Origin of the sequence: Pseudoalteromonas sp. SCSIO 43088, assembly GCF_023650795.1 — a bacterium.
In the GTDB taxonomy this organism is placed as follows: domain Bacteria; phylum Pseudomonadota; class Gammaproteobacteria; order Enterobacterales; family Alteromonadaceae; genus Pseudoalteromonas; species Pseudoalteromonas shioyasakiensis.
In genome coordinates this window covers 137,513-161,487 of the sequence record NZ_CP072675.1, presented here as the reverse complement: position 1 = coordinate 161,487, position 23,975 = coordinate 137,513, and the positions used below count along the sequence as shown (strand labels likewise).

The following is a 23,975-nucleotide window of genomic DNA, read 5'->3' as shown; positions in this document are numbered from 1 at the left end:
CCTTTTCAACTATAGCTAAGCCATTAAATTGTAAGAAATAGTTACAAACCTCGCCAATACACTTCTCAGCCTTTGCCATACAGTGCTAACATAACAACAAATCAAGTGTGAAATTAAAGCGAATGACTATTCAAGTTTTATTGGTTGAAGACGACGAACTACTCGTTAAACGCATTCTTAATCATTTCAAAGAAACTGAGTTTAATATTGAGGTAGATTCAACGGGGGCCGATGCATTAAGCATTGTGCAATCGCGTGCTTCAACTAAAGAAGCAGTTTCTCTAGCCGTTATCGACATTGTGTTACCAAAACGCGATGGACTTTTGCTTGCCAAAGAACTTAATGCACTGACTGATATTGGCGTTATTGTGCTGTCTAGTCGTGACTCGCAAGCTGACCGTATTGCTGGTCTTGCACAAGGTGCCGATGACTATATTTGCAAGCCGGTTGACTTACTTGAACTTGAACTAAGAATGCGCGCTCTTTTTAAGCGCATAAAAGGCTCTCAGCAAGATGATGAGAGTGAAGAGTTTATTGAATATGCCGACTTTAAACTGCACCCAGATAACCGCACATTAGTGACCCCTAATGGTGAAGAGTCTCGTCTTACCGAAGCAGAGCACAAGGTACTTATTTGCCTTATTGCAAATGCGGGTAAAGCGACATCGCGTGAAAAAATTTCCGAAGAAATAGGTCAACCAGATTGGAGCCCAAGCGATCGAACCGTTGATGTGCTCATTGGCCGCTTACGTAAAAAATTAAGCGATGAAAAAGACCAAAAACGTATCGTTACCGTTCGCGGCAAAGGCTACATGCTCTCTATTTAGCAAGCTTACTAATACTGCGTTAATTGGCTAATTAACCGTTCAAAGGCGCGATAATTCAACGCCTCTTTTAATTCACTCAAGGTAATTGCTGGCTGTGCTTTCAAGTCGCTAATTGTGCGTGCAACTTTAATAACACGATGATACGAGCGTGGTGACAAAGCCAGTTTTTCGCTGGCTTTTGCTAAAAACTGCAGCTCAGCAGCTGCCAACTCACAATGAATGCTCATTTCTTTATTATTCAAGCGCGCATTCACTTTGCCTTGCCGATTAAGTTGAATTGCATAAGCTCTTTCAACTCTGGCTCTTACTTGTTCACTGCTTTCTTCTACTTGCGTGCTCTGTAATTGGCTACTGGTGAGTCTCGGCAGCTCAATTTGTAAATCAATCCTATCGATAAATGGTCCAGATACTCGAGATAAATACCGCAATACTTGATCTGGCGTTGCACGCTTATCTGTATGGCTTCCTGTGGGGCTAGGGTTTAATGCGGCGATCAGCTGGAATTGCGATGGAAATTCCATTTGTCGTGCCGCTCGCGATATAGTCACCACGCCCGTTTCCATTGGTTCACGCAGTGAATCGAGCACTTTTCTCTCAAATTCGGGCAACTCGTCTAAAAACAAGACGCCATTATGGGCAAGAGAAATTTCCCCCGGTTTAGGATTCGAAGAGCCACCAACAAGAGCCACAGCAGAGCAAGTATGATGTGGATTTCTGAAGGGTCGCTCACGCCAATTCGATAAATCAACCGATTGACCAATTATCGAATATAACGCGGCAGTGCTAATTGCTTCATCATCCGACATGGTTGGCATAATCGTAGGCATACGCTGGGCAAGCATTGACTTGCCAGTACCTGGAGGGCCAAGAAACAGTAAATTATGGCCACCAGCGGCTGCTATTTCGAGTACTCGTTTGGCACCAGGTTGGCCTTTCACATCACTTAAATCGAGTAGCGAGTCACGCTGCGACTGCTGCTCAGGATAGCTAATATTAAGTGGCAGGGGTTGCTGATTTAATAAGTCATTCCAAACATCTTGTAAGGAGTAAACGGCTTTTCGAGAAACGCCCGACACAAGACTTGCGAGATTGTCGTTTTCGGCGGGTAAGAAACAACAGCGACCCTGCTCTTTCGCTCCTAACACCGAAGGTAAAATAGCATTGACCCCTCTTACCTCACCATTTAAAGCCAACTCTCCGTAAAACTCATAACGATGAATATCAGGGCAGCTTATTTGCCCAGAGGCGACTAAAATACCCACAGCAATAGCCAAGTCAAAACGGCCACCTTCTTTAGGTAAATCAGCAGGCGCAAGGTTGACGGTTATTCGTTGATCTGGAAAACCAAACTGAGAGTTTTCGAGTGCGCTACGCACTCTATCTTTTGACTCTTTGACTGACGCTTCAGGTAAGCCAACGATATGAAAAGCTGGCAAGCCATTTCCTAAGTGTACTTCTACAATCACTTCAGGAGCTTGCACACCCACTTGTGCACGAGAAAATATTCTAGCTAAAGACACGATCCATGATGTCCCTATCATTCATCCTTAAATTAAGTTTAGTCGGGATATTTAAAAACGTGTAATGTCAGTTGCCATTTCATTGCAGCTAAACGCAGTGATAAGGTCATTAGCATGGCTAATATCATAGCTACTTCGGTCACTAAACCCAGCGAAATACTTAATGTATAAACAATGCCACCAGCGATACAAGCAATGGCATAGAGCTCGCCCTTTAATAGCATCGGCATATTTCCAGCCAGCACATCACGGATAACACCGCCAAAACAGGCTGTTATTACACCCATGATAATCGCGGTGGTATCTGGCATACCTGCTAGCATGGCTTTTTGTGTGCCCATCACCGCAAAAAATGCCAAACCGAAAGCATCTGCCACTTGCAGCGCATTAAGTGAAATAGAACGCTGCTTATTGATTAATCGAGTGGTGACAAATACAGACAATAAAATAGCCCAGAAATAGCTTTGATCATGTAGCCAAAATACAGGAACATCTAAAATAACGTCGCGTACAGTCCCACCGCCAATAGCAGTGACTGTGGCTAACACAACAACCCCAAAGCCATCCATTTTCTTGTTGTACGCCAGTAGCGTCCCAGAAACTGCAAACACGGCTACGCCGAATAAATCAAACCAATGGTAAAGTTCAGTCATGTTTGTAACTAAAAAGTAATGTTAGTGCCGTTGTAACATAAACTTTTCAATCTTTTAAGCGAAGTTTCGATTACTCGCCTTTTTCGACCAGCTCAATAAATTTTAAACTCTGCATCATAACGCTGTCTGCAAGTGTGGAGTCTGAAAAATAAGATTCCTTCTCAGTGGCTTTACTTGGCGCAGCTAATAAGATGTTGTAATCATCTTCTAACTCAACCCATAAGCTTCGTTCTTGAGCATTTAATTGCGCATGTTTCTTACGAACATTGTCGGCTTCATAAAATGCCTCTTGTGCTTTTAAGAATGCATCTTGTGATTCTTCGCTCATATCTTCACTTGAAAACAAGCTATTACTTAAATCACTAATGTCTTCTTGCATTGCATCCATCGTTTGGCACCCACTAAGGGTAAGAAGTAATACTGAGAAATATAACGCTTTCATAAACTAACTCCTCAAAAAAGCCCAGTAGCATTGCTGCTACTGGGCTCAGAAAATTACTGCTTAATTAAACTGCCCGATACAAAAGTGTGTAACTCGGGATCATCATTATCATCGTAGGTTTCAGGTACTTCGAAACCTAGCGTTGCTACACTAAAACCACCTTCAATGGTTATTACGGGTGTCATAGTCACACCATAGCCATAATTTTGCGTAGCTGTTGGTTCGCTATACATCATCAACGACCCAAGATCTAATACCCACTCTGCTGAGCGCACTTCACCATCTAACTCAAATGTTGCAGTACCATCATTACTTATAACAACATTAGAGGTTTCTAAACCACTGCCATCATCAGCCATAAAGGTAAATACATGTGAGCCAATAAGATCTGCTTCAGTGAAAGCTGCTTGATCAATAACTCGTGTAACGCGTTCGAAGAGGCCAAAATCATCGCCGTCTTTGAACTGTATAAAGTTACCTTGTGGCTTCACAATAAAGTAAGGGTCAGCAAATTCAATTGGGTCACCATAGGTTTTTACATAGAAATCAACCACTACCTTTTGAGTTTCTGCATCATAGGTGTAGTAACCACCTGATATACCTAACTCATCAAACTCAGTATCATGAGCAAGCTCTAAGAAAGTGCCATCCTCTTTAAATACAGCAATGAAGAAATCTCCATCGTAAGAGCCATATGTATAACCCCCTATTAGCGGGTTTGATTCACTGTAGATTCTACTTAGCGTAATAATACCCTCACCTTCGATATCGAATGTCAGCGTATCTCCATCAACACTGGCAACAATACTGCCAGCATCATCTATACCGAAACTACCATTGGTATCTTCCGTAATAGTGACATCAAAAGCGCCTGTTGTTTCATCCCAAGTAAAGTCACCAATTTCAAAACCAGGGAATGCGGTATCATCATCAGGGTCGTCCATTCCTTGAATTTGTAACCATTTTCCATCACGAATAATTACCGCGACATCAGGCTCATCAGCAAGCTGCCAAGCCCCATCTAATGGATGATCCGTTGCTGGACGCTCTACAACAACTTGCTCTTCAGCCATTGCCTTATCAAAGTACCACGCTTGTTTAGCATCTTCAGTACAACTACCTGCTTGCTCATACACGCAAATAGTTAAGAAGTTTCGATCAAAGTCACTCACTTCAGCCTTCATGCTATCAAATAGTAATTTCCCTGACGCTAAACTGTAGTCGTATTGATTGACCACTCCAAGGTAAGTGAAGGTGATTTGATGGCTATACTCAGCCGTCATCTCATCATAAATAGTCGCTATTTTAATGGTTTCTACACCTAACTCTCTTGGTGAATAAAGTTCAATGTAGTTAGTTGTAATTGGGTAGCCATTATTATCAAAACTTGCGTTTTCTTCTAACCAATAAGGTGCGAATTTAGTTACCCCATACTCATCTGACACAGAGAAGTTACGTAGATGAGATGAATAATCTTCGACACGCTCCGAACCATCATAGTTAAAAAAGCGATATTTACGATAGGTAAAGTTTTGACCATTGTTAGTGGCTAATAATCGCTGTGAGAACTCACTGTATACTTGGCAAACTTCCCCTTCAGGACAAATTGGCTGAACACCATTGCTCGTAAAATAGTTATATCTTAAGAACACTCCCTCACTGCTTACTTGCCAAGAACGGAAGTTTTGATTCAAGTTAAAGTTCATTAAACCATCATCATACACATCATAGTGGAGGTCTGTTTGAGGTGAGTTATAGCCTTGGTAAACAGTCCATTTACCCAATAGGTCTGGCTTAGTAAATGAAAGCTGATTATCTCTCACCATTAAACCTGTGACTGTACGCGAGCTATCGTCCGCTTTAGCTTCGAGTGATGCCGCAAATTGATAGCCCACTTGTACATTTTTAACGAGCCAAATAGCGATGTCGTAACTAATAGTTTCTGCATTATTGCTTATAAGCAGTCGATTCCCATCAACTTGCCAAGTCACACTAACAGGCGCGTTATCGTTATCAATGAGCGTTCCTGTTCCACCAGAAAGTAACTCAACACTTACTGCACTACTATATCCACCAAACTCGCTTAGGTTATCAATAACCCAATTACCAATAAGTTCATCAGCTGTCACAGCAAGTGTTTGCTGTTGTTCAATAAGGGTGGCGTTATAGTTCGATTCTGTAGTTCTATATACAACATCTGAACTGGTTATGCGTGTTTCGCTTTTACGGAAAAACTCAACCGTTCTGTTTGCATCGTTTTCAAGAAGAATAGTTAGGTCTAACTCAACTAAGTACTCACAAACATCTAGCTGTTCATCGTTTCCATCAGTAACCACAAAGCAACTCATTAATGCTGGCTCAGCCAAAGTAATTGTGATGTCTTGCTCTTGTTGAGACCAACTAAAGTCAGTATCAACATCCAGTAAACTGACATACCCGGTACCATCATTATTAAACTCAAACTGGCCAACTGAAGTTCGATAATATTGTGGCTGCATTAATAAATAGTTGCCGGTCAGATTATTGATTGTTTGATCAACTAATTCATCATCATCTTTAATCTCTTCTTTTGTAGAGTCAATTAATCCTGGGTCTTGGCTTTCAACTGTATTTATAAAGTCATCAATTTGTTCAGCGCTAGATATTAAATCAAGGGTCGAATCGACACCCTCAGGTAGTTCGTAGTCATCATTATCTACAATGATCTTGATTAACGCTGCAAGTAGCAGTTTTTCGTCAGCATCAACAGCGAGTAAAGCTTCATCTAATGCTTGTTCAGAATCGATGTTTGTACCGTCGCGGCTTAACAGTGCAAACTCTGCAGTACTGACATTAGTAATGTTTACGCCAAAGTTTTCATCTTTGCTTAATGTGCCATCGGCTCCTGCTTGTGAAACAAGCGTTGCGATAGACTTCAGTTGGGATACAAATTCAACGCCCGGATCAATGGAGTTATTACCCAACGCCACCAGCTTAACCAGTTCATCAGCATCTGAGTCATCAACCTCAATGTTTACGCTATAGCGGCCTTGTGCATCAGCGGTAATCTCAAATTGTTCATCACCAATCTGCACCACAATACTTGAGTTGATAATCGGCTCATCGGTTACAATACCGGTGATCGTTACGCTGAGCACTTTACGTTTAAGCTCAATCGTTACTGTTGCTGTGGCGGTTGCACCATCATCATCGGTGACTGTCAGTGAAACAACGACATCTGCATCATCTTCGATCTCAGGCGCGGTGATCGTAAGTGTACTTGTATCGCTGCCGGTAAGTGTTAGATCTGGACCTGATGTTTGCTGCCATGCGTAACTTGCAATTGTGCCATCACTGTCTGTTGCTGTCGCTTGTAGGACTAATTCACCACCTTCTGTTACGCTGCTATCACTACTAATAGATACCGTGGGATTTTTGTTTGTAGCGACGGGAGGGGTATCATCATCGTCATCACCACCTCCACCGCCTCCACCACAAGCGGTTAAAGCGACAAGACTTGTCGCTAGTAATAATTGCTTTAGATACTTTATGGAATGAAAATTAGGGGGGCTCATCATGCTAATCCTTACATTGTGTGTTGTATTCCCCTAAAAAGAGGCAACTGCATGCACAGTTGCCATAACTCAAGGGAAGCAAAACCTATTTTGAACATGAATAAAGGCGGGATCTCAGTGTCGTCCTTAACCATAATCTGAATTCAGTCATGTTTGCCCGTCAAATATGAACACCCGAGATCCCATCAAAGCGGTTCATTTTACGTTAAGGTTCAAGGGTAGATTAGTTACAAGAAATAAGTATGCTGAATGCCGACAAAAATGTACTCAAATACGACATTTCAATAACAAACAACGAGTTATACATAATGGCATTGGTATTCTTTCGCCGTCATACCATATTTTGCTTTGAAAAATTTAGAAAAATACGAGCGTGACGAAAAGCCCACATCGTCTATTACTAAGCTTATTTGTCGCCCTTGCCTTAGTAATTCAGCAGCTTTACTCAGTCGATAATTACGTAAATACTCACTGGGAGTAATGTTTAATAGAACTTTTAACTTACGTTGTAATTGACGCTCACTAAGCGCTAATTCTTTCGCACAATTCACCATAGAGAAGCCTTGTTGCTGGTAATGCTCAGCAACATACAACTCAAGCTTTTCAAGCAGCTGTTTGTCACGAGGGTCAACCACAACCGGTTGCTTTGTCTCAACATGATCAGGTGCATCCATAGTTTGCTGTTGAGAATATAAATTGACCCAATGTATCCAATTCTCAACCTTTAAAAAGAGCTCTTCTCTATCAAATGGTTTAGTGATCACATCTAGCGCATGCTGTTGCAAACTACTTACTCGGGTTTCATAGTCTCCCTTGGCGGTCAAAATAATCACCGGAATATGACAAGTAACGGGCGAATTATGTAATGAATCTAAAACAGTAAAGCCATCGACTTTTGGCATCATTAAATCAGTAATAATTAAATCTGGTACTTGGCTCAGCGCTATTTGCAAACCGACCTGACCATCTTCAGCTAATAATACTTGATAGCGGTGCTGTAACTCTGTTTTTAGGTAATGACGTAGCTCGTCATTATCTTCAATAATTAATACACTCGCTTTGTCATGACTCACTTTTGATTTTAGGCTTGTACTATCAACAGGAACTTGCTCTGCAAATTGTGCTGTTTTAAATGCGAGTTTAAAGTTAGTTCCTTCTCCTAAACGACTTGCCAACACAATATTGCCTTTGTATTTATCGACCAGACGTTTAACGATAGCTAAACCTACACCACTGCCTTCTACATTTGCATGACTACTTACTCTGTAGAAAGTATCAAACACCTTGTCTTTTTCAGCATCTGCGATGCCTTTACCTGTGTCTGTCACTTCTATGTAGGCAAGCTCACCTGATGCGCTTACGATTAAGCTGACTTGGCCTTGCTGAGTATATTTAAAAGCATTGCTTAATAGATTAGTAAGAATCGTGATCACCCCTTCTCGGGTGCTTTCAATAAATACAGCCTCTTCAATATCAACCTTAAAGTCGATAGGCTTTTCACCTAATACAGCAAACTGCCCCGCGACCTCTCTGGCTATTGCCGATAATGATACAACTTTAATAATCTCTTCATGGCGCTCATCATAGCGAGTCAAGGTTAGTAGCTTATCGACCAAGTTTTCTAAACGCCGACTATTACGCAATACCAAATTCAGTTGCTCACGCTTTTCAGTATTTCGCTCATCTGCTATGAGCTTTTGCAACGGCGCAATTAACAAACTCAAAGGAGTACGTAATTCATGGGATGCATGTGTGAAAAAACGCACTTTATTTTCGAGTGAATCACTCAGAGCGTCAGCTTGCTGTTCGATTAGCATTTTTTGCTCTGCGATTTCGTCAGTGCGTTCGCTAACAATTTGCTCCAGATAATATTTTTGTTTGCGTATACGGCGAGTCCAAAGCACTGTGAATAACCACACCGTCGCCAACATCAGCATGGCTGCTAGCAAATAAAACTCACTTGTTTGCCACCAAGGCGCAAGAACCGTTATGTTTAACAGTAATGGGGTGAGCGCATTTGCCCCATTTTCACTACTAGCATTAACTTTCAACTGATATTTACCAGCAGGAAGATTAGTGTAGTCAACAGATAAAAACGACCCTGTAGCTTTTCGCCATTGCTGTTCAAAGCCTGCTAACTGATAGGAGTACTGGTTAGTCTGTGGCTCAGAGTAGTGTAGGTAACCAATCTGAAAATGAACCCGTTTAATTCCCGCAGGAATAGTCACTGAACGGCTTTTTTCTATTTGGTATAAGCTGCCTAAACGGCTGACTCCCTGATTTACCACATCCTCATCATCAAACTGCAAACTAGTGAGTGCTAATTGCCCGCCAATAGTATTAACTTCAAGGTCAGCAGGATTAATGACACTAACCCCTTGAGTGCCACCAAACATCAAACGGCCATCACGGGTTTTTAAATAAGCACCGGCATTAAATTCATTACCTTGTAAGCCATGTCGAGCTTTATAATTTTTTATGCTCATGGTTGCAGGGTCTATTTTAGCGAGGCCGTTGTTAGTACTTAGCCAGACCCTATCTTCATTGTCTTTTAGCAACGCATAAACGACTTGATTAGGAAGGCCTTGAGCGACATTAAGCTGATGAACTTGCTGGTTGCTCAAATCAATAATATTTAAGCCGTTCGATGTTGCGAGCCACATTTGCTGATCAATTTTTAAAAACGCTCGCACTGTATTATCAGATAAAGCCAAGTCGCCTTTGCGATAATTAGTGAGGGTATCGGTTGCAGCGTTATAGTGATAAGCCCCATCACCATCTGTGCCTATCCACAGTTCTGCTTGCGAGCTTTTGTATAAACTCGTCACCCGCGCCGTTGGAATTACAAGTTGTGTATTCGCTACAGGCTGCGCAAAACTAATAAATTTGCCGCGCTGCCTATCAAAGCAAAACAACCCCCCTCCATTAGTGCCGACCCAAACATTATTTTTCTCATCGACTAAAAGGGCATATATACTGTTTTCAGTTAAGCCATGCCCGCCTTCATCTGCCCGAAAGTGACTGATGCTGCCATCGGTATGCAAAACATCAATCCCTTGCTGCCAGCTGCCAATCCATATATCGCCATTACCATCTTCGGCGATGGCTTTAATTGCATTGCTACTGATTGAATACGGTGAACTTTCGGTGGTTATGCGATCTAAACGATTTAATTGCTGATCAAGAATATCGATACCGCCACCCCAGCTGCCATACCAAATACGTTGCTTTGAGTCTTCAAATAACGCCCACGCATCGTTACTTGAAAGTGGCGTTGGCTTTTTTAACTTACTAAATTGCAATGATGCTGGGTCGAGCTTACTGATCCCATGTGCAGTACCAAACCACATAATGTCGCTACTGTCTCGGTAGATACTATATACCCGGTCATGAGCAAGACTATATTTATCAAACGGGTCATGCGCTAAAACGGTGAAGCTTGCATCAATAGGGTCGTAAACATTAATTCCGCCGCCTCGCGTTGCTAGCCAAACTCGGCCTTGGCTATCAAACTCAATATCACGAATTTCATTATTACTAAGCCCAGAATTATCATCATTAGAAGTCAACCACTGAGTTATTGTTTTGGTGCTTAGAGTAATCTTATATAAGCCGCCGCCCTGACTTGCCAACCAAATACTGCCATCGGCGGCCTGTTTGATAGCAAAGACACTAGCATGAATGTTTACTGGCTCAGCAAAGCCAGAAAAAACAGTATTAATTTGTTGTTTATTAATAAGATCATAATGAAGTAACCCAGCTCCATGCGTTCCTATCCAAAGTATGTCAGCGATTTTTGATAGCGCATAAATAGGCTTTTTTAACCCTGTTATTAAGGTTTCAAGTTGCTCTGTTCGCTTATCGTAACGAAACAGGCTGCCGTCGTAAGTGCCAATATAAACTTGCTGCTGCGCCACCAATAAACTGGTAATGCGGCGCTCTTTTAAAAGCGGCTCAGAAAATTGATAATTATGTAATGCGAGTTGGTTTACACCACTATTTCGAGTGCCTATAAACAGCGTTGACTCGTTGTCTATTGCCAATGGGTAAATATAGTTATTCGCTAGACTATTCGTCTCATCAGAGGCAGTGAATACAGTAAACTCATTACCATCAAAACGGTTTAAACCTGCCTGTGTTGAAATCCAGATAAAACCTTGCTGGTCTTGAACAATATCAAACACAACACTTTGCGATAGACCATCATCAATATCGTAGTTTTGAAATGCACACAAAGCTGAAGGTAAGAACAGAAGTGCTAACAGCACTATTAAAAAACGGATCATCCCTAAATCTACACATTTATTATTAGTTATTAATCAAGCGTAGTTCAGTTCAGCTAACATTCATAATCATTTCCCAATTTGGGGATGAATAACCAAGATAGATATCAAGGGGTTGGATTTAGGTGCGAGTTAGCGAGTTAGCGAGTTAGCGAGTTAGCGAGTTAGCGAGTTAGCGAGGGTAAAGGTTCTAGGTGCTAGGTCAAGCCTAATCGTGGGAGTGCTTTATGGTGGTTTGGGTTTACTAAAGAAAAGGCTTGCATGGATTGTGTTGGGTTTCGCTGCGCTCAAACCAACCTACCCGTAGAATTAACGGGTGAATTTTGAGGGCGAACCGACGACCTTCGGGCTCTGAACCTGAATTTCAGGCATAAAAAAACACGCTTTCGCGTGCCTATTATATAATTTCAGTTGGTTGCGGGAGCCGGATTTGAACCGACGACCTTCGGGTTATGAGCCCGACGAGCTACCAGGCTGCTCCATCCCGCGCCTGAAATTATTAAGTTTATTTTACTTCTTGCTTAATTTAAGAAGTCAGCCAATTCAGAGAATTGGTTGCGGGAGCTGTGAAGGTGAAGAGTGAATGCCTCACGCCGTGACGACGACCTTTATAGTTCCAACATTGCACCAATTTTTATAAAAATTGGTTGCGGGAGCCGGATTTGAACCGACGACCTTCGGGTTATGAGCCCGACGAGCTACCAGGCTGCTCCATCCCGCGCCTGAAATTATTAAGTTTATTTTACTTCTCACTTAATTTAAGAAGTTGGTTGCGGGAGCCGGATTTGAACCGACGACCTTCGGGTTATGAGCCCGACGAGCTACCAGGCTGCTCCATCCCGCGCCTGTAATCTCTAAGTAACATAAGCATGTTATTGCTGCCCTGTTTCAGAGAGAGCGCTATCATATAGCAATAAGATTAGAAATCAAGGGTTATAGTGACAAATTTAACTCAAACGAACAAAAAGCACCCAAAACAAAGCTAAAAAGCACGCTGATGGGGACTAATCATTTTTTGCCACTCCCAATCAGGGTGACCCATCACAATAAAGTCAGGGTTTTCTGTGCTTTCTCGTTGATTGTAAGTTAACGGGTTGAATTCGGCATCGGTAATACAGCCACCAGCTTCTTCTACAATCACTTGTGACGCCCCAGTATCCCACTCACCCGTTGGCCCGATACGTAAAAAACAATCAGCTTTACCCTCTGCGATGATACAAGCCTTTAATGAACATGAGCCTAATGCCACCGTCGCAAACTGAGTATTTAAATACTGGCTGACCGCTTCAATTTTTTGTCTGCGGCTTACAGCTAAGGTTAAATTATCGGGTGTTGCTACCGAAATTTGCTGATCTTGGCCATTTTCACGTTTAAATGCGCCATTTTGATAACTAGCAAAATAAGTCACTTGTTTCGCTGGCCAATGGATAACACCCAGTACTGGGCGATTATTTTCAACTAAAGCGATATTAACTGCAAAATCACCGCTTTCGAGAATAAACTCCCCGGTACCATCCATAGGATCAAGCAGCCAATAACGGTGCCAATCTTTTCTGTCTGCCAGCGCCGGAATAGGTGTTTCTTCTGACATAATTGGAATATCAGGGGCTAGGGTCTTCAAACCAGCCATTAATACATCGTTCGATGCTAAGTCAGCCTTGGTGACCGGAGTATGATCTGACTTTTGCTCAGCACCAATATCATCCTGCTGATAAATGGCCATAATGGCATCGCCTGCTTGCTCAGCTAACCGAATACACGGTTCTAAAAAATCATTCATTGCCCGCTCCCGACTCTAAGTACTTTGTTAATAATAGCAAAGCTGCGACACTTCGTGCTTCAGTAAAGTCTTCTTGTTGCAATAATGATTGCCAATCAGTTATTGGCCATTTTACAACGACAAGCGGTTCAGGCTCATCACCAGGTAAGGTTTCAGGGTAGAGATCTTCAGCATATAAAATATGCATAGTGGCATTAAAGTAACTCGGCGCCATGCTGACTTTTTTAAGTTCAGCGAAATGCTTAGCACCAAAACCAACTTCTTCTTTAAGCTCACGGTCTGCAGCTTGTTGTGGTGTTTCGCCTGGGTCAATTAAGCCCTTTGGAAAACCCAACTGATAATCATTGGTGCCTGCACAATATTCTCGCACTAATAACAGTTCGTTATCGGCCGTTACTGGCACAATCATAACTGCCCCTCTGCCACCGCCACGAATTCTTTCGTATTGCCTTTGCTCATCATTTGAGAACTTCAATTCGAGAGATTCAACAGTAAATAGTCGACTTTTAGCGACAACTTCATTAGACAAAATTTGCGGTGGTGTAGGATGCTTTTTCTGTGTCATTGGCATTAATTTGCTATCATGGCAGTTATGCTCATCATAAATCTTTTAAAGTGAATTGCCTATGTTAAATTGGTCAAAAATCGATACTGTGTTGTTAGATATGGATGGCACCCTACTCGATTTGCATTACGATAATTACTTTTGGCTAACTGTTATTCCCGAGCAATATGCGCGTAAACATAAAATCAGCTTAGACGAAGCAAAAGCTGACATTTTACATCGTTATCAACAAGTTCACGGACAAATTAATTGGTACTGCTTAGATTATTGGCAACAACAACTTGATTTACCAATTATGGCGCTGAAACGTGACATTCAACATTTAATCAGAATTCGTGAAGATGTTCCGCCATTCTTAACTGAACTGAGAAAAGCAGGCAAACAATTGATCATGCTTACTAACGCGCACCCAGATTGTGCCATGTTAAAGTTTGAACATACTGCTATCGATAATTATTTAGATGGTGTGATCTCAACTCATCAATATGGCGTGAGTAAAGAGCATCAACCATTATGGCAACAAGTACATCAAGAATGGCAGTTTGATAAGGAACGGACTTTATTTGTGGATGACAGCCCTGCCGTGCTAGATGCGGCAAAAGAGTTTGGTATTGGTCATATACTTGCGGTTGCCAACCCTGATAGTCAGCAACCGCATAAGCAGTTCGATGGCTTTTTATCAACCATCGACTTTCGCGAGCTTATACACGTTGAATGATTACTTCGGGTAACGCTGCTCTAAGCCTTGGTATACAAGTTTTGCAAAATCTGCATGCTCTGTATCGAGGCTTTTTACCACTTCAACTAAGTGCTCGTTATCTTCTTGGCCATTCCACACCTTGATATAGCTACCGTCTTTGTAGCCATGATCTTGGCGGAAGAAGTTCAAGGTGTTTTTACCAACGTAGCCACGGTATAAATCATCGATATCCATACCGATTTGCGCCATACAACCTGCAAATGCAGCTGCATTAAAACTCTTTTCAGCAACAGCTGATGCGGCTAATAATTCGAGTGTTTGTTTAAAATCATCGGCTTGAACTGGTGCACTTAACTCAGTTTCAAGTTGCGCAGCTAACTGCTCATAGCTGGTTTCACCATCAATGCGTAAAGATAAACCAAAATGGAAAATATCAACTAACTCTAAAATAACTTGTTCTGTATCTGGGGTTTGTTTCTTCCACCACTTCCAACCGTAGTGGTCAAGCATTTCAGCACACTCAACCCAAATTGCACGATACCATTCAAAACCTTGGCTAAACCATTGCTCATGAACTTTGGTATTCATCGCATTTTGCATCTCGAGCATAACAACGAGTTTTTGTAAATTAGCAGACATTCTTTATCCCAACTTGCATTTTTTATTTGCCTATATACTACAGTTAAATTTGAGTTTGATGTAGGTAAAGATGAAATAAATCCCGCAACAATCAGGTCATCTTTGCAGTTGATAAAAATAACCGAGGAAGCCCATGTTTAAATCTCTACTCATTAGTGCACTGTTTGTACTATCAAGCCAAGTTATCGCTGCAACTGCGACCAATATTGCGGAGTCAGCAGAGCAAGTTAGTCCGTTATTACCTGGCTTAACGGTGCCAAATGTTGAATTGAAAGACCAATACGGTAAAACCGTCTCGCTAGCTGAGCGCTTTAAAGAAAAAACTACCGTGCTGATTGTTTATCGTGGTGGCTGGTGCCCATATTGTTCAAAACAATTGGCCAGCGTGCAAAAAATAGAGAAAGAATTAGCAAGCTTAGACGCGCAACTAATTGCCGTTTCACCAGATAGCCCTGAAAAACTCGCTGAAACAAAAATTACAGCTCCTAGCTATCAATTGCTTTCTGACGACAGCCTTACTTTGGCGCAAACGTTAGGTTTAGCATTTTATTTAGATGACAAAACAGCAAAGATTTACCGTAATAAGCTTGGGGTTAACTTTGTCTCGTTAGAAGGTGAGCCAAAAGTAGCACTGCCAGTACCCGCAGTATTTGTGATAGATACAAATGGGTTAGTTCATTTTCAATACGCCAACCCAAATTACAAAGTACGCTTAACAGAAGATTTATTACTAGCCGCTGTTAAATCAGTGAGCGAGCAATAAATTAGCTACCGATAAGCAGGATATGCTTCTGCTTATCGGCTTTGTGTAAATTCTTGCCAAGATTCAATTAAATCAACAAAATCTTCAAAGCCACAGCCACTGCATAAGCCTTCTTCTTCAAGCATTAAATCATCATCTTGGTAGGCAACTAAGTCTTCGTTGTCTTGATGTAATGCATGCGCTTCGAATAGCGCTTCGTCTTTACTTAAGATCAAATCAATTTCTTGACCTTGTAAGGTTAAAGACTCATGACTGCTCTTAACAGCAGAGATCAACGCTTGCACCATCGCGATTTTTTCTTTTCCGACTTCTTCGTTTAGCCAACGGCCTACAATGGCGTGTTCAGAGGAAATTTTAATGCGTAAACCGCTAATAGGGTCGCGGATAAATTGATATTCCATGGAGGGTACTCTTAATACGTTATCTACTAATTATACCGTTTGCAGCTAAACGTGGCGAGTTTAGTCGCCTTAAAACAACTCGAGCGCCTAAGTGGCGCTCGAATTTGTGCTATTTAAAATAGCTAGAGTCGCGATTTGAAGCGCGCAGCATCAATAATCGCCCATAGGTATACGATTGGCAGTAAAATAAAACCAACTGCCACATAAATTAGTGCACCACTAATAACCCATGCTAAAAAGAATGCAATAGCCGCCATTAAACGACCTTGTACCAATTGCCCTAAACCGGGAAAAAAGATATTACATATTGCTGCGATTACATTACCGCCAGAACCTTGCTCTGCCATACTAACCTCTGTAGTTTTTAATGATTATACTTTTTATAATCACACTTTATGCCAACTTATTATGACTTACAAATCAAAGTGTTAAAAAGTAGCGTTATTTTGATTTTAGTTCTTTTAGCTAAAAATCGGTCAAATTCACAATTTTTATACTGCAATTTTAATAACTTGCCAAAATAGCTGTTTATAAAAACAGTATTTTATTTAGCCTTGCATAAACACCTGTTATACTCCACCCATTATAGATTGAAAAGGCGTAACGATGGACGTTTCTGAATTACTCGATGGCTTAAATGACAAACAACGGGATGCAGTCGCAGCCCCATTGCAAAATATGCTGGTACTTGCAGGTGCAGGTTCTGGTAAAACTCGAGTACTTGTTCATCGCATCGCATGGCTCATGCAAGTTGAGCAAGCTTCTGCATACAGCATCTTTGCGGTAACCTTTACTAACAAAGCCGCGAAAGAAATGCGCACTCGTGTAGAAGAAACGTTAAAAGCACCTGTTGGTGGTATGTGGATTGGCACTTTCCATGGCTTGTCTCACCGAATTTTACGCGCCCATCACCGTGAAGCAAACTTGCCTGAAAGCTTTCAAATCTTAGATTCTGACGATCAACAACGTATGATCAAACGCTTACTTAAAGCGATGAACATCGATGATAAAAAGTGGCCAGCAAAACAATTTGGTTGGTATATCAGCGCGAAAAAAGATGAAGGTCTACGTCCTAAAGACATTCAAGCCTACGATATTAATGAGCAAATGATGCTGAAAGTCTATGCTGCATATCAAGAGGCTTGTGACCGTGCAGGTTTAGTCGACTTTGCAGAAATACTGCTGCGCTGCTACGAAGTACTTAAGAATCACCCTACTCTTTTACGTCACTATCAACAGCGTTTTGCCCACATGCTGGTAGACGAGTTCCAGGATACCAATACAATCCAGTACGCTTGGTTAAAATTACTCGCAGGTAACACCAACAGTATTATGATCGTAGGCGATGATGACCAAAGTATCTATGGCTGGCGTGGCGCAAAAATTGAGAATATCAAACGCTTTTTAACTGACTTCGAAGCCGAAACCATTCGCCTTGAACAAAACTACCGTTCAACGGCAACAATATTAAAAGCGTCAAATGCGCTGATCAAAAACAATGCTGAACGCATGGGCAAAAGCCTGTGGACTGACGGCAATGATGGTGAGCCTATTTCTGTTTACGCTGCGTTTAATGAATTAGACGAAGCGCGCTTTGTTAGCAGCAAATTACGTAGCTGGCTAAATGCAGGTAATGCATTACAAGACGCCGCCATTTTATACCGTAACAATGCGCAATCTCGTGTACTCGAGGAAGCAATGCTACAAGAAGGCTTAAAATACCGTATTTACGGCGGTATGCGCTTCTTCGAACGTCAAGAGATCAAAGATGCACTGTCGTATTTACGTTTAGTGGGTAACCGTCAAGATGATGCTGCTTTCGAGCGCGTTATTAACACCCCAGCCCGCGGCATTGGTGATAAAACGCTAAGCCATATCCGTGATTGCGCGCGCAATGAATCATTGCCACTTTGGTATGCCGCAAAGGCTATTGTAGAGCAGCAGCATCTATCTGGCCGTGCAGCAAGTGCCGTCACTAAATTCTTAGAACTTGTTGAGCATATCGAAGATAAAATCAGCGATCTCACCTTAGAAGAGCAAGCGAAATACGCCATTCAAAGCTCGGGGTTAATGGCAATGTATCAAGCTGAAAAAGGTGAAAAAGGCCGTGCCCGCGTAGAAAACTTAGAAGAGCTTATTAGTGCCTGTGGTCAATATGAACTCCCTGAAGATGAAGAGTTCAGCTCACCACTACAGGGCTTTTTGGCATATACCTCACTAGAGTCTGGCGAAGGTCAAGCTGACGAGCACGAAGACGCGGTACAAATGATGACTCTGCACTCAGCAAAAGGCCTAGAATTCCCACTGGTATTTATGGTTGGTGTTGAAGAAGGCATGTTCCCATCACAACAAAGTAATGAAGAGTCTGGTCGTTTAGAAGAAGAACGCCGCCTCTGCTATGTTGGTATGACTCGCGCGATGGAAAAACTATATATTAGCCACGCAGAAAGTCGCCGTTTATACGGACAAGAAAAATACCATAGCCCATCACGCTTTTTACGTGAAATGCCTGAAGACTGTATCGAAGAAATCCGTATTAAAACACAGGTTTCAAGACCGCCTGCGGCAGGTCGTTTTAGTCCATCAGTAACACATGCCGCATTTGAAGATAGCGGCTTTAACTTAGGACAACGCGTATTACACGCCAAGTTCGGCGCAGGAACCGTACTCAATTACGAAGGCAGCGGCGCACAGTCACGTATTCAAGTGAACTTTGACGACCTAGGCAACAAATGGCTTGTAACACAGTATGCAAGACTTCAAGCCTTATAATGAGTATTTAACAGCACTGTGTAATGATCTGGTGATTGCAAAGCATCGCCAGCTTGTCATTGTGCAAGGCAGCCAAACTTGGTGCTACCAGTTTGCAAACCAATTAGCGCTTAAAAATAGCTATGTTTTCAGTAGCAGCTCATTATTAGCAAATAGTGAGTTTCCAAAACATGCTCACCAAATTCTTGGCCAAGAGTTTCATCACGCAATTTTTGATGGTTTTAGCGGCTTATATGCCGATAAACTAGCCGCGCTTGCAGGTACCGTAAAAGCAGGCGGTGTACTGATATTATTGCTGCCCGATGACGATAAGTGGCAAGACCCAGCACTCACAAGTATTACCTCTTATGGCGAAGAAATTAAACACAGCTTTTTTAATCAGCGTTTTTTCGCCAAGCTAAAATTGCAGCCACATTATTTTTCTGAGCACTCGCTTCCTATTTACCAATCAGTATCGTCAGCAACTGCAGAGATAAATTATCAGCAACAACAAGCATGTGTTGAGCAAATTATTAAAACCGCAACAGGGCGCGCTAATCGCCCTTTTGTGATCAGTGCAGACCGAGGTCGTGGTAAGTCAGCTGCTTTAGGACTTGCAGCAGCAAGTCTTCAAGATAAAAAAATCCTTATTTGTGCCACCCAAGCCAAAGCCGTACAAACAAGCTTTAAACATTTAGCCGCTGAGCTTGGTGTTAGCAAAGAGCAAAACTGTAAAGAACTAGCTAACCTTAGCTATATTGCGCCAGATATACTGCTACATGAAAAGCCTGATTGCGATCTGTTATTTGTCGACGAAGCTGCGGCGATTCCGGTTCCTATGCTATTAGAGATACTAAAAAGTTATCCACGAATCGTATTTGCGAGCACTATGGTTGGTTATGAAGGGAATGGGCGTGGTTACACGTTACGTTTTTTACATTACTTACGTAGCCAATATAAATCTCTAAAGACTATTACTTTGGATGAGCCAATTCGTTTTGCTAAACATGACCCTCTCGAAAATAGCCTACGCGAACTATTACTACTCGATGCAAAGTACCTAGATACGCAGAGTGGTAAGTCTTACCAATTTGAAAACATAAGCAAGGATCAACTCGTTGAAGATGAGCAGCTACTTAGCCAAATTATGGCGATACTGGCGCTGGCTCATTACCAAACCACGGTAAACGACTTACGCCAATTGCTTGATGCCCCAGAGTTACAGCTATCGATCTGCAAACAAGAAAATGCATTAAAAGCCGTTTGCTTAATCGCTATTGAGGGTGGCTTAGCACCAGAAATCGCAGAGCAAGTAATAAAAGGAAAGCGCAGGCCTCATGGTCATTTAATGGCGCAAACTCTGACTCAATTGAGCCGAAATACAGAAGACTTGTGTAAACGCTCAGCGAGAGTTGTGAGAATAGCTGTTGCACCTGAATGTCATCAACAAGGTATTGGCTCAGCCCTGTTAAACTACTGCGAAAGCCAAATAAATAATTGCAGTTATTTTGGTGCCAGCTTTGGCGCAAATGCAGCGTTAGTTAAGTTTTGGCAAAGTAATGGCTTTAATATTGTTAAGCTTGGATTTAGTCATGACAAAGCAACGGCCGAACATGCTGCTTTAGTGATTAAAGCGTTAGATAAGCAAAGCACAGATAGCACAGCACTCTTAATAGAGGAATTTAAACAAGACCTGTCTTTGCAACTCCTTGGTCACTTTAGCTCACTTCCTTGGCAGCTTATTGCAGAACTATTCAAAGGCTTACCAAAAACTGACTATTCTACTGCCTTAAATACAAGAGCTGAGCGACTGTTAACCGGTGACATTAGCCTCTTCCAAGTACAGCCATTGCTATGGAAAATGATTTGGAGCACACCAATTAGTCTAAATTTATTAGATGAACATACAAAATTCATCCTTATTCGACTAGTATTACAGCAAACCTCTGTAAATAGCTTAATCGAAGAAGCCGGTTTTACAGGTAAAAAAGACTTAGACTCACAGTTCAAAACCGCAGTGCAAGGTTGGTATGCTCACTATAAATCACTTCAAAATAACAGCCATTAAGTGTTTATGTATTTGTACCTTGCTGCTACCTCAGATAGCTTTAGCTGAACACGCACAGCCTACCATTAAACTCGGGATGTCCACTGCGCTCACCGGACCTGCTAAGCAAATAGGCGAACAACTGGCGCTTGGCAGTAATATTTACTTTAATAAAATCAACAAAGAAAACGGTATTAATGGGCAAAATATCGATCTGATATTAGCTGATGATGGCTACGAGCCAAAAAATACCGTAGTGAATACACGCGAGTTTTTATTTGATCAAAAGATCCATGCGATTTTTGGCTCTATGGGCACACCAACAGCCCATGCAATTAAGCCCCTGCTAGATAGACACCGTATTCCATTTCTCATGCCATTTACAGGCGCTGACTTTTTACATAACAGCTCAATGCCGAATGTATTTAATCTTCGTGCGAGCTACCAAGATGAAGCCATAGAGCAAATTAACTACCTAGTTAAGGAGCGTAAGCATGAAAAAATTGGCTTAATGATCCAAGCCGATGAGTTTGGTTATATGGTAGAGAGCAATCTCGTTAACGCCCTAAAAATACATGGTATTAAACCTGTAGAAGTCACGCGATTTAAGCGCAATAGTGATGATATTTCAAAAGCTTTAGCGCTTCTAAAAGAAAGTAAGGCAACCGCAATTTGTTTAGTCGGCACCTACGAGCCTCTCGCTGAATTTGTTAATGCAGCGAACAAACAAAGCTTCAACCCAGACTATACTTCAGTATCTTTCGTATCGAGTCATGACTTATATCAGCGAGTTAAACAGCCAGCCAGCATTATGGTCACTGAAGTGGTTCCCGACCCTAATAACTGTAAAAATCCTTGGTGTAAGCAGTTTATTGAAGATATCGAGCCTTATCACACGAGTGCGAATAGAATTATATTTGAAGGTTATTTGAATGCCGTTGCATTGGTTAGCGCTGCCCAAAAATGTCCAACGCCTCTAAACAATCAATGTCTGCTGACTGAGCTAAATCGCCTCTTTACCGACACATCAGATTTCGCTGATCTATTTAACACTCACACTTCTGGAAATAACAAAAAAATCTACCGCTCATATTTTAAAAGTAATTAGGTTAAACTACGACTAAATTACAATAATGTTCTATGCTATAGAGACTTAACAAGGCTTTGAGGGAAATATGGATCTGATTAATTTTCGAGTTGGCCAAAAGACCATTTCACTAAAAATTCTCGATATTCTTCTAACTGAGCGTTACGAAGGAAATTTAACGTCGTTGCCAAATGAAAATAAAAGCTTCATTGGGGTTAAAGATTATATGGAAACCCCAACGCCTATCTTTGATTTAGGAATTGTATTAAACAATCACTCAACCAAAGAGACCAATGCCGAATTATCCGACCTTTTAGTCGAAAGAGAAAAAGACCATTTAGATTGGCTAGATGCCTTAGAAAATAGCTTAGTGACAGGTGCACCTTTTACAAAAGCCACAGATCCAGACAAATGTGCATTCGGTCGTTGGTATAACAACTTTGAAACCGATAACGAAGACTTACAAAGTATCTTAGCCAAGTTTGATAAGCCACACCGTGAATTACATGCTATGGCCGGTGAGTTATTAGAATTGCAAAAAAGCCAACCTCACGACAAGGTGATTAGCCTATTTGCAGAGAAAAAGCGCCAAACATTCAACCAGCTTATTAGATTGTTTGAATCGGCACGTGAGCAGATCATTCTTGATTACAAGCCAATCATCATCTTCACCACAAAAGACGGCGTAACACCTCATATAGGCCTTCTAGTCGACAAAGTAGAAGACAATATCAACGTAAAAAAAGAAGACATCAAACCGTTAGACCAACTTACCTCGGTTGGTTTTGATGTTGATCCGCAAACTAAAAACATGATGCGCGGACTAATCAAAATGAAGCATAAACACAGCTTATTATTAGACCCAAGTGCCATCTTCCGCCCAGAGCACCTCATGCGCCACGAAGCAGAAGAAACCGAAGAGTATGGGCTTTTTTAGTCCCTAGTTAGCGAGTTAGAAAGAGTAAAGTTAGTGAGGGGAAAGTTGAAAGGTCTGGCGTAGGTTGGGTAGAGCGCAGCGAAACCCAAGGCAGAGCTATCAGCTTTCAGCCGTCAGCGATCAGCCGCGAGGTGTGGGTGTTTGGTGCTGCGTCTTCCTCTAACGAAGGTTCTAGGTTCTAGGCAAAGTGTACTTGTAGGAATGGCTTTAGCCATGAATATATTTTTTGGTCTAGATTCGGCACTGAAGTGCCTCCTACGGGGGTTGTTGCTGAGGGTGACTCAGTTACATAACAACCCGGAAGATCAACTAACATCTATTATCTGACGTCTCTTGTCTATTTGGCACTGAAGTCCCCCTACGGAGTTTGTTGCTGAGGGTGACTCTGTACTAAACAAACCAACAGTTCAACTTTACCCTTGCTAACTAACAACTCGCTAACTATTTAGCCGTGAATGTGTTTGTTATGGTCTGATTCGGCACTGAAGTGCCTCCTACGGGGTTTGTTGCTGAGGGTGACTCTGTACTAAACAACACCACAGTTCAACTTTACCCTTGCTAACTAGCAACTCGCTAACTCGTTGGGTTTCGCTGCGCTCTACCCAACCTACCTGAAGAATGAATAGGGCACGTTGTATGGATAGCTCTAGACGCAAAAAAGCCCGACTCTTTCGAATCGGGCTTTCTCTTATTTGGAGCCTGGCGATGACCTACTTTCACATAGCAGCTGCTACACTATCATCGGCGCTGTTTCGTTTCACTACTGAGTTCGGCATGGGGTCAGGTGGGTCCAAAACGCTATTGTCACCAAGCAAAAGGCGTGGAAAGGATTCTCGACAAAGCGCGTAGCGCTTACGAGTCCTTTGCGCAAGGTGAACTGATTTCGCGTTAAGCGTTGCGGTTCACCCTACATAAATCTGGAAATCTGATATTTTCTTACAGCTTAAAGCTTATGGCTTACAGCTTCGTAAAATCTACTTTAGTTTCTTAACTTCTGTCTGTTACGCTGTCATAAAACGCGTTTGG

The 23,975-nt window shown here is 41.8% G+C and carries 17 protein-coding genes, 3 tRNA genes and 1 rRNA gene; 7 read left to right on the top strand and 14 right to left on the bottom strand.

What is annotated here, in order from left to right; genetic code table 11:
- The first annotated feature begins 122 nt into the window (after positions 1-122).
- A complete protein-coding gene (locus J8Z28_RS00780; RefSeq protein WP_062564684.1) occupies positions 123-827 on the top strand; it encodes a response regulator transcription factor in 705 nt (234 codons plus the stop codon).
- Positions 828-835: 8 nt separating this feature from the next.
- Here J8Z28_RS00780 and J8Z28_RS00775 read toward each other — a convergent pair whose 3' ends face one another.
- From J8Z28_RS00775 to nudE, 10 genes are all read right to left on the bottom strand, one after another.
- The gene (locus tag J8Z28_RS00775) at positions 836-2,347 is read right to left on the bottom strand and encodes a YifB family Mg chelatase-like AAA ATPase (protein ID WP_062564683.1); all 1,512 of its coding nucleotides are present in this window, start codon (positions 2,345-2,347) and stop codon (positions 836-838) included.
- A gap of 38 nt (positions 2,348-2,385) precedes the next feature.
- Positions 2,386-3,000, bottom strand: coding sequence for a trimeric intracellular cation channel family protein (locus J8Z28_RS00770; protein ID WP_054563935.1), 615 nt, complete (start codon positions 2,998-3,000; stop codon positions 2,386-2,388).
- Positions 3,001-3,070: 70 nt separating this feature from the next.
- Positions 3,071-3,442 carry a hypothetical protein gene (locus J8Z28_RS00765; protein WP_062564682.1) on the bottom strand — a complete coding sequence of 124 codons (372 nt, stop codon included), beginning with the start codon at positions 3,440-3,442 and terminating at the stop codon, positions 3,071-3,073.
- A 53-nt stretch (positions 3,443-3,495) separates the two neighbouring features.
- On the bottom strand, positions 3,496-6,999 hold the full coding sequence (locus J8Z28_RS00760; protein WP_156426456.1) for a COG1470 family protein: 3,504 nt from the start codon (positions 6,997-6,999) through the stop codon (positions 3,496-3,498).
- Positions 7,000-7,295: 296 nt separating this feature from the next.
- Positions 7,296-11,282, bottom strand: a complete 3,987-nt coding sequence (locus J8Z28_RS00755; RefSeq protein WP_062564680.1) for a hybrid sensor histidine kinase/response regulator transcription factor — start codon at positions 11,280-11,282, stop codon at positions 7,296-7,298.
- A 409-nt stretch (positions 11,283-11,691) separates the two neighbouring features.
- Positions 11,692-11,768 (bottom strand) — tRNA-Met (locus tag J8Z28_RS00750).
- A 155-nt stretch (positions 11,769-11,923) separates the two neighbouring features.
- Positions 11,924-12,000 (bottom strand) — tRNA-Met (locus J8Z28_RS00745).
- A 46-nt stretch (positions 12,001-12,046) separates the two neighbouring features.
- Positions 12,047-12,123 (bottom strand) — tRNA-Met (locus J8Z28_RS00740).
- A gap of 138 nt (positions 12,124-12,261) precedes the next feature.
- Entirely contained in the window at positions 12,262-13,059 is a 798-nt protein-coding gene (cysQ, locus tag J8Z28_RS00735) for a 3'(2'),5'-bisphosphate nucleotidase CysQ (protein ID WP_054563939.1), read from the bottom strand.
- Positions 13,052-13,624, bottom strand: coding sequence for an ADP compounds hydrolase NudE (nudE, locus tag J8Z28_RS00730; RefSeq protein WP_171037179.1), 573 nt, complete (start codon positions 13,622-13,624; stop codon positions 13,052-13,054). The genes cysQ and nudE overlap by 8 nt, the downstream gene beginning before the upstream one ends.
- A gap of 61 nt (positions 13,625-13,685) precedes the next feature.
- Between nudE and yrfG the strand changes: the two genes are divergently transcribed.
- Entirely contained in the window at positions 13,686-14,342 is a 657-nt protein-coding gene (gene yrfG / locus J8Z28_RS00725; protein WP_062564679.1) for a GMP/IMP nucleotidase, read from the top strand.
- On the opposite strand, the gene J8Z28_RS00720 is transcribed toward yrfG, so the two are convergent.
- On the bottom strand, positions 14,343-14,963 hold the full coding sequence (locus tag J8Z28_RS00720; RefSeq protein WP_062564678.1) for a dUTP diphosphatase: 621 nt from the start codon (positions 14,961-14,963) through the stop codon (positions 14,343-14,345).
- A gap of 133 nt (positions 14,964-15,096) precedes the next feature.
- Here J8Z28_RS00720 and J8Z28_RS00715 point away from each other — a divergent pair, with 133 nt between their 5' ends.
- Positions 15,097-15,726, top strand: coding sequence for a peroxiredoxin-like family protein (locus tag J8Z28_RS00715; protein WP_062564677.1), 630 nt, complete (start codon positions 15,097-15,099; stop codon positions 15,724-15,726).
- Between the two features lie 32 nt (positions 15,727-15,758).
- On the opposite strand, the gene J8Z28_RS00710 is transcribed toward J8Z28_RS00715, so the two are convergent.
- Positions 15,759-16,127 (bottom strand): YacL family protein, encoded by a 369-nt coding sequence (locus tag J8Z28_RS00710; RefSeq protein WP_250659705.1) that lies wholly within the window; start codon positions 16,125-16,127, stop codon positions 15,759-15,761.
- A gap of 122 nt (positions 16,128-16,249) precedes the next feature.
- A complete protein-coding gene (locus J8Z28_RS00705) occupies positions 16,250-16,474 on the bottom strand; it encodes a hypothetical protein (RefSeq protein WP_054554878.1) in 225 nt (74 codons plus the stop codon).
- Positions 16,475-16,733: 259 nt separating this feature from the next.
- Here J8Z28_RS00705 and uvrD point away from each other — a divergent pair, with 259 nt between their 5' ends.
- The 4 genes from uvrD to J8Z28_RS00685 all read left to right on the top strand — a co-directional run bounded on the left by uvrD (position 16,734) and on the right by J8Z28_RS00685 (position 22,949).
- A complete protein-coding gene (gene uvrD / locus J8Z28_RS00700; protein ID WP_062564675.1) occupies positions 16,734-18,899 on the top strand; it encodes a DNA helicase II in 2,166 nt (721 codons plus the stop codon).
- Positions 18,877-20,946 carry a GNAT family N-acetyltransferase gene (locus tag J8Z28_RS00695; protein WP_062564674.1) on the top strand — a complete coding sequence of 690 codons (2,070 nt, stop codon included), beginning with the start codon at positions 18,877-18,879 and terminating at the stop codon, positions 20,944-20,946. Before uvrD ends, J8Z28_RS00695 begins: the two co-directional genes overlap by 23 nt.
- Positions 20,909-22,033 carry an ABC transporter substrate-binding protein gene (locus tag J8Z28_RS00690; protein ID WP_156426455.1) on the top strand — a complete coding sequence of 375 codons (1,125 nt, stop codon included), beginning with the start codon at positions 20,909-20,911 and terminating at the stop codon, positions 22,031-22,033. Before J8Z28_RS00695 ends, J8Z28_RS00690 begins: the two co-directional genes overlap by 38 nt.
- Before the next feature lie 67 nt (positions 22,034-22,100).
- On the top strand, positions 22,101-22,949 hold the full coding sequence (locus tag J8Z28_RS00685; protein ID WP_055199374.1) for a CZB domain-containing protein: 849 nt from the start codon (positions 22,101-22,103) through the stop codon (positions 22,947-22,949).
- A 697-nt stretch (positions 22,950-23,646) separates the two neighbouring features.
- Here the strand turns inward: J8Z28_RS00685 and rrf are convergent.
- Positions 23,647-23,761 (bottom strand): 5S ribosomal RNA (rrf, locus tag J8Z28_RS00680).
- Positions 23,762-23,975 lie beyond the last annotated feature (214 nt).

What these genes read in the sequence shown, in the direction of transcription:
- J8Z28_RS00695 (WP_062564674.1), top strand. Translation starts at nt 18,877, where the DNA reads ATGCAAGACTTCAAGCCTTATAATGAGTATTTAACAGCACTGTGTAAT.
- yrfG (WP_062564679.1), top strand. Translation starts at nt 13,686, where the DNA reads ATGTTAAATTGGTCAAAAATCGATACTGTGTTGTTAGATATGGATGGC.
- J8Z28_RS00715 (WP_062564677.1), top strand. Translation starts at nt 15,097, where the DNA reads ATGTTTAAATCTCTACTCATTAGTGCACTGTTTGTACTATCAAGCCAA.
- J8Z28_RS00710 (WP_250659705.1), bottom strand. Translation starts at nt 16,127, where the DNA reads ATGGAATATCAATTTATCCGCGACCCTATTAGCGGTTTACGCATTAAA.
- nudE (WP_171037179.1), bottom strand. Translation starts at nt 13,624, where the DNA reads ATGACACAGAAAAAGCATCCTACACCACCGCAAATTTTGTCTAATGAA.
- J8Z28_RS00755 (WP_062564680.1), bottom strand. Translation starts at nt 11,282, where the DNA reads ATGATCCGTTTTTTAATAGTGCTGTTAGCACTTCTGTTCTTACCTTCA.
- J8Z28_RS00720 (WP_062564678.1), bottom strand. Translation starts at nt 14,963, where the DNA reads ATGTCTGCTAATTTACAAAAACTCGTTGTTATGCTCGAGATGCAAAAT.
- uvrD (WP_062564675.1), top strand. Translation starts at nt 16,734, where the DNA reads ATGGACGTTTCTGAATTACTCGATGGCTTAAATGACAAACAACGGGAT.
- J8Z28_RS00690 (WP_156426455.1), top strand. Translation starts at nt 20,909, where the DNA reads ATGCTCACTATAAATCACTTCAAAATAACAGCCATTAAGTGTTTATGT.
- cysQ (WP_054563939.1), bottom strand. Translation starts at nt 13,059, where the DNA reads ATGAATGATTTTTTAGAACCGTGTATTCGGTTAGCTGAGCAAGCAGGC.
- J8Z28_RS00685 (WP_055199374.1), top strand. Translation starts at nt 22,101, where the DNA reads ATGGATCTGATTAATTTTCGAGTTGGCCAAAAGACCATTTCACTAAAA.
- J8Z28_RS00770 (WP_054563935.1), bottom strand. Translation starts at nt 3,000, where the DNA reads ATGACTGAACTTTACCATTGGTTTGATTTATTCGGCGTAGCCGTGTTT.
- J8Z28_RS00765 (WP_062564682.1), bottom strand. Translation starts at nt 3,442, where the DNA reads ATGAAAGCGTTATATTTCTCAGTATTACTTCTTACCCTTAGTGGGTGC.
- J8Z28_RS00705 (WP_054554878.1), bottom strand. Translation starts at nt 16,474, where the DNA reads ATGGCAGAGCAAGGTTCTGGCGGTAATGTAATCGCAGCAATATGTAAT.
- J8Z28_RS00780 (WP_062564684.1), top strand. Translation starts at nt 123, where the DNA reads ATGACTATTCAAGTTTTATTGGTTGAAGACGACGAACTACTCGTTAAA.
- J8Z28_RS00760 (WP_156426456.1), bottom strand. Translation starts at nt 6,999, where the DNA reads ATGATGAGCCCCCCTAATTTTCATTCCATAAAGTATCTAAAGCAATTA.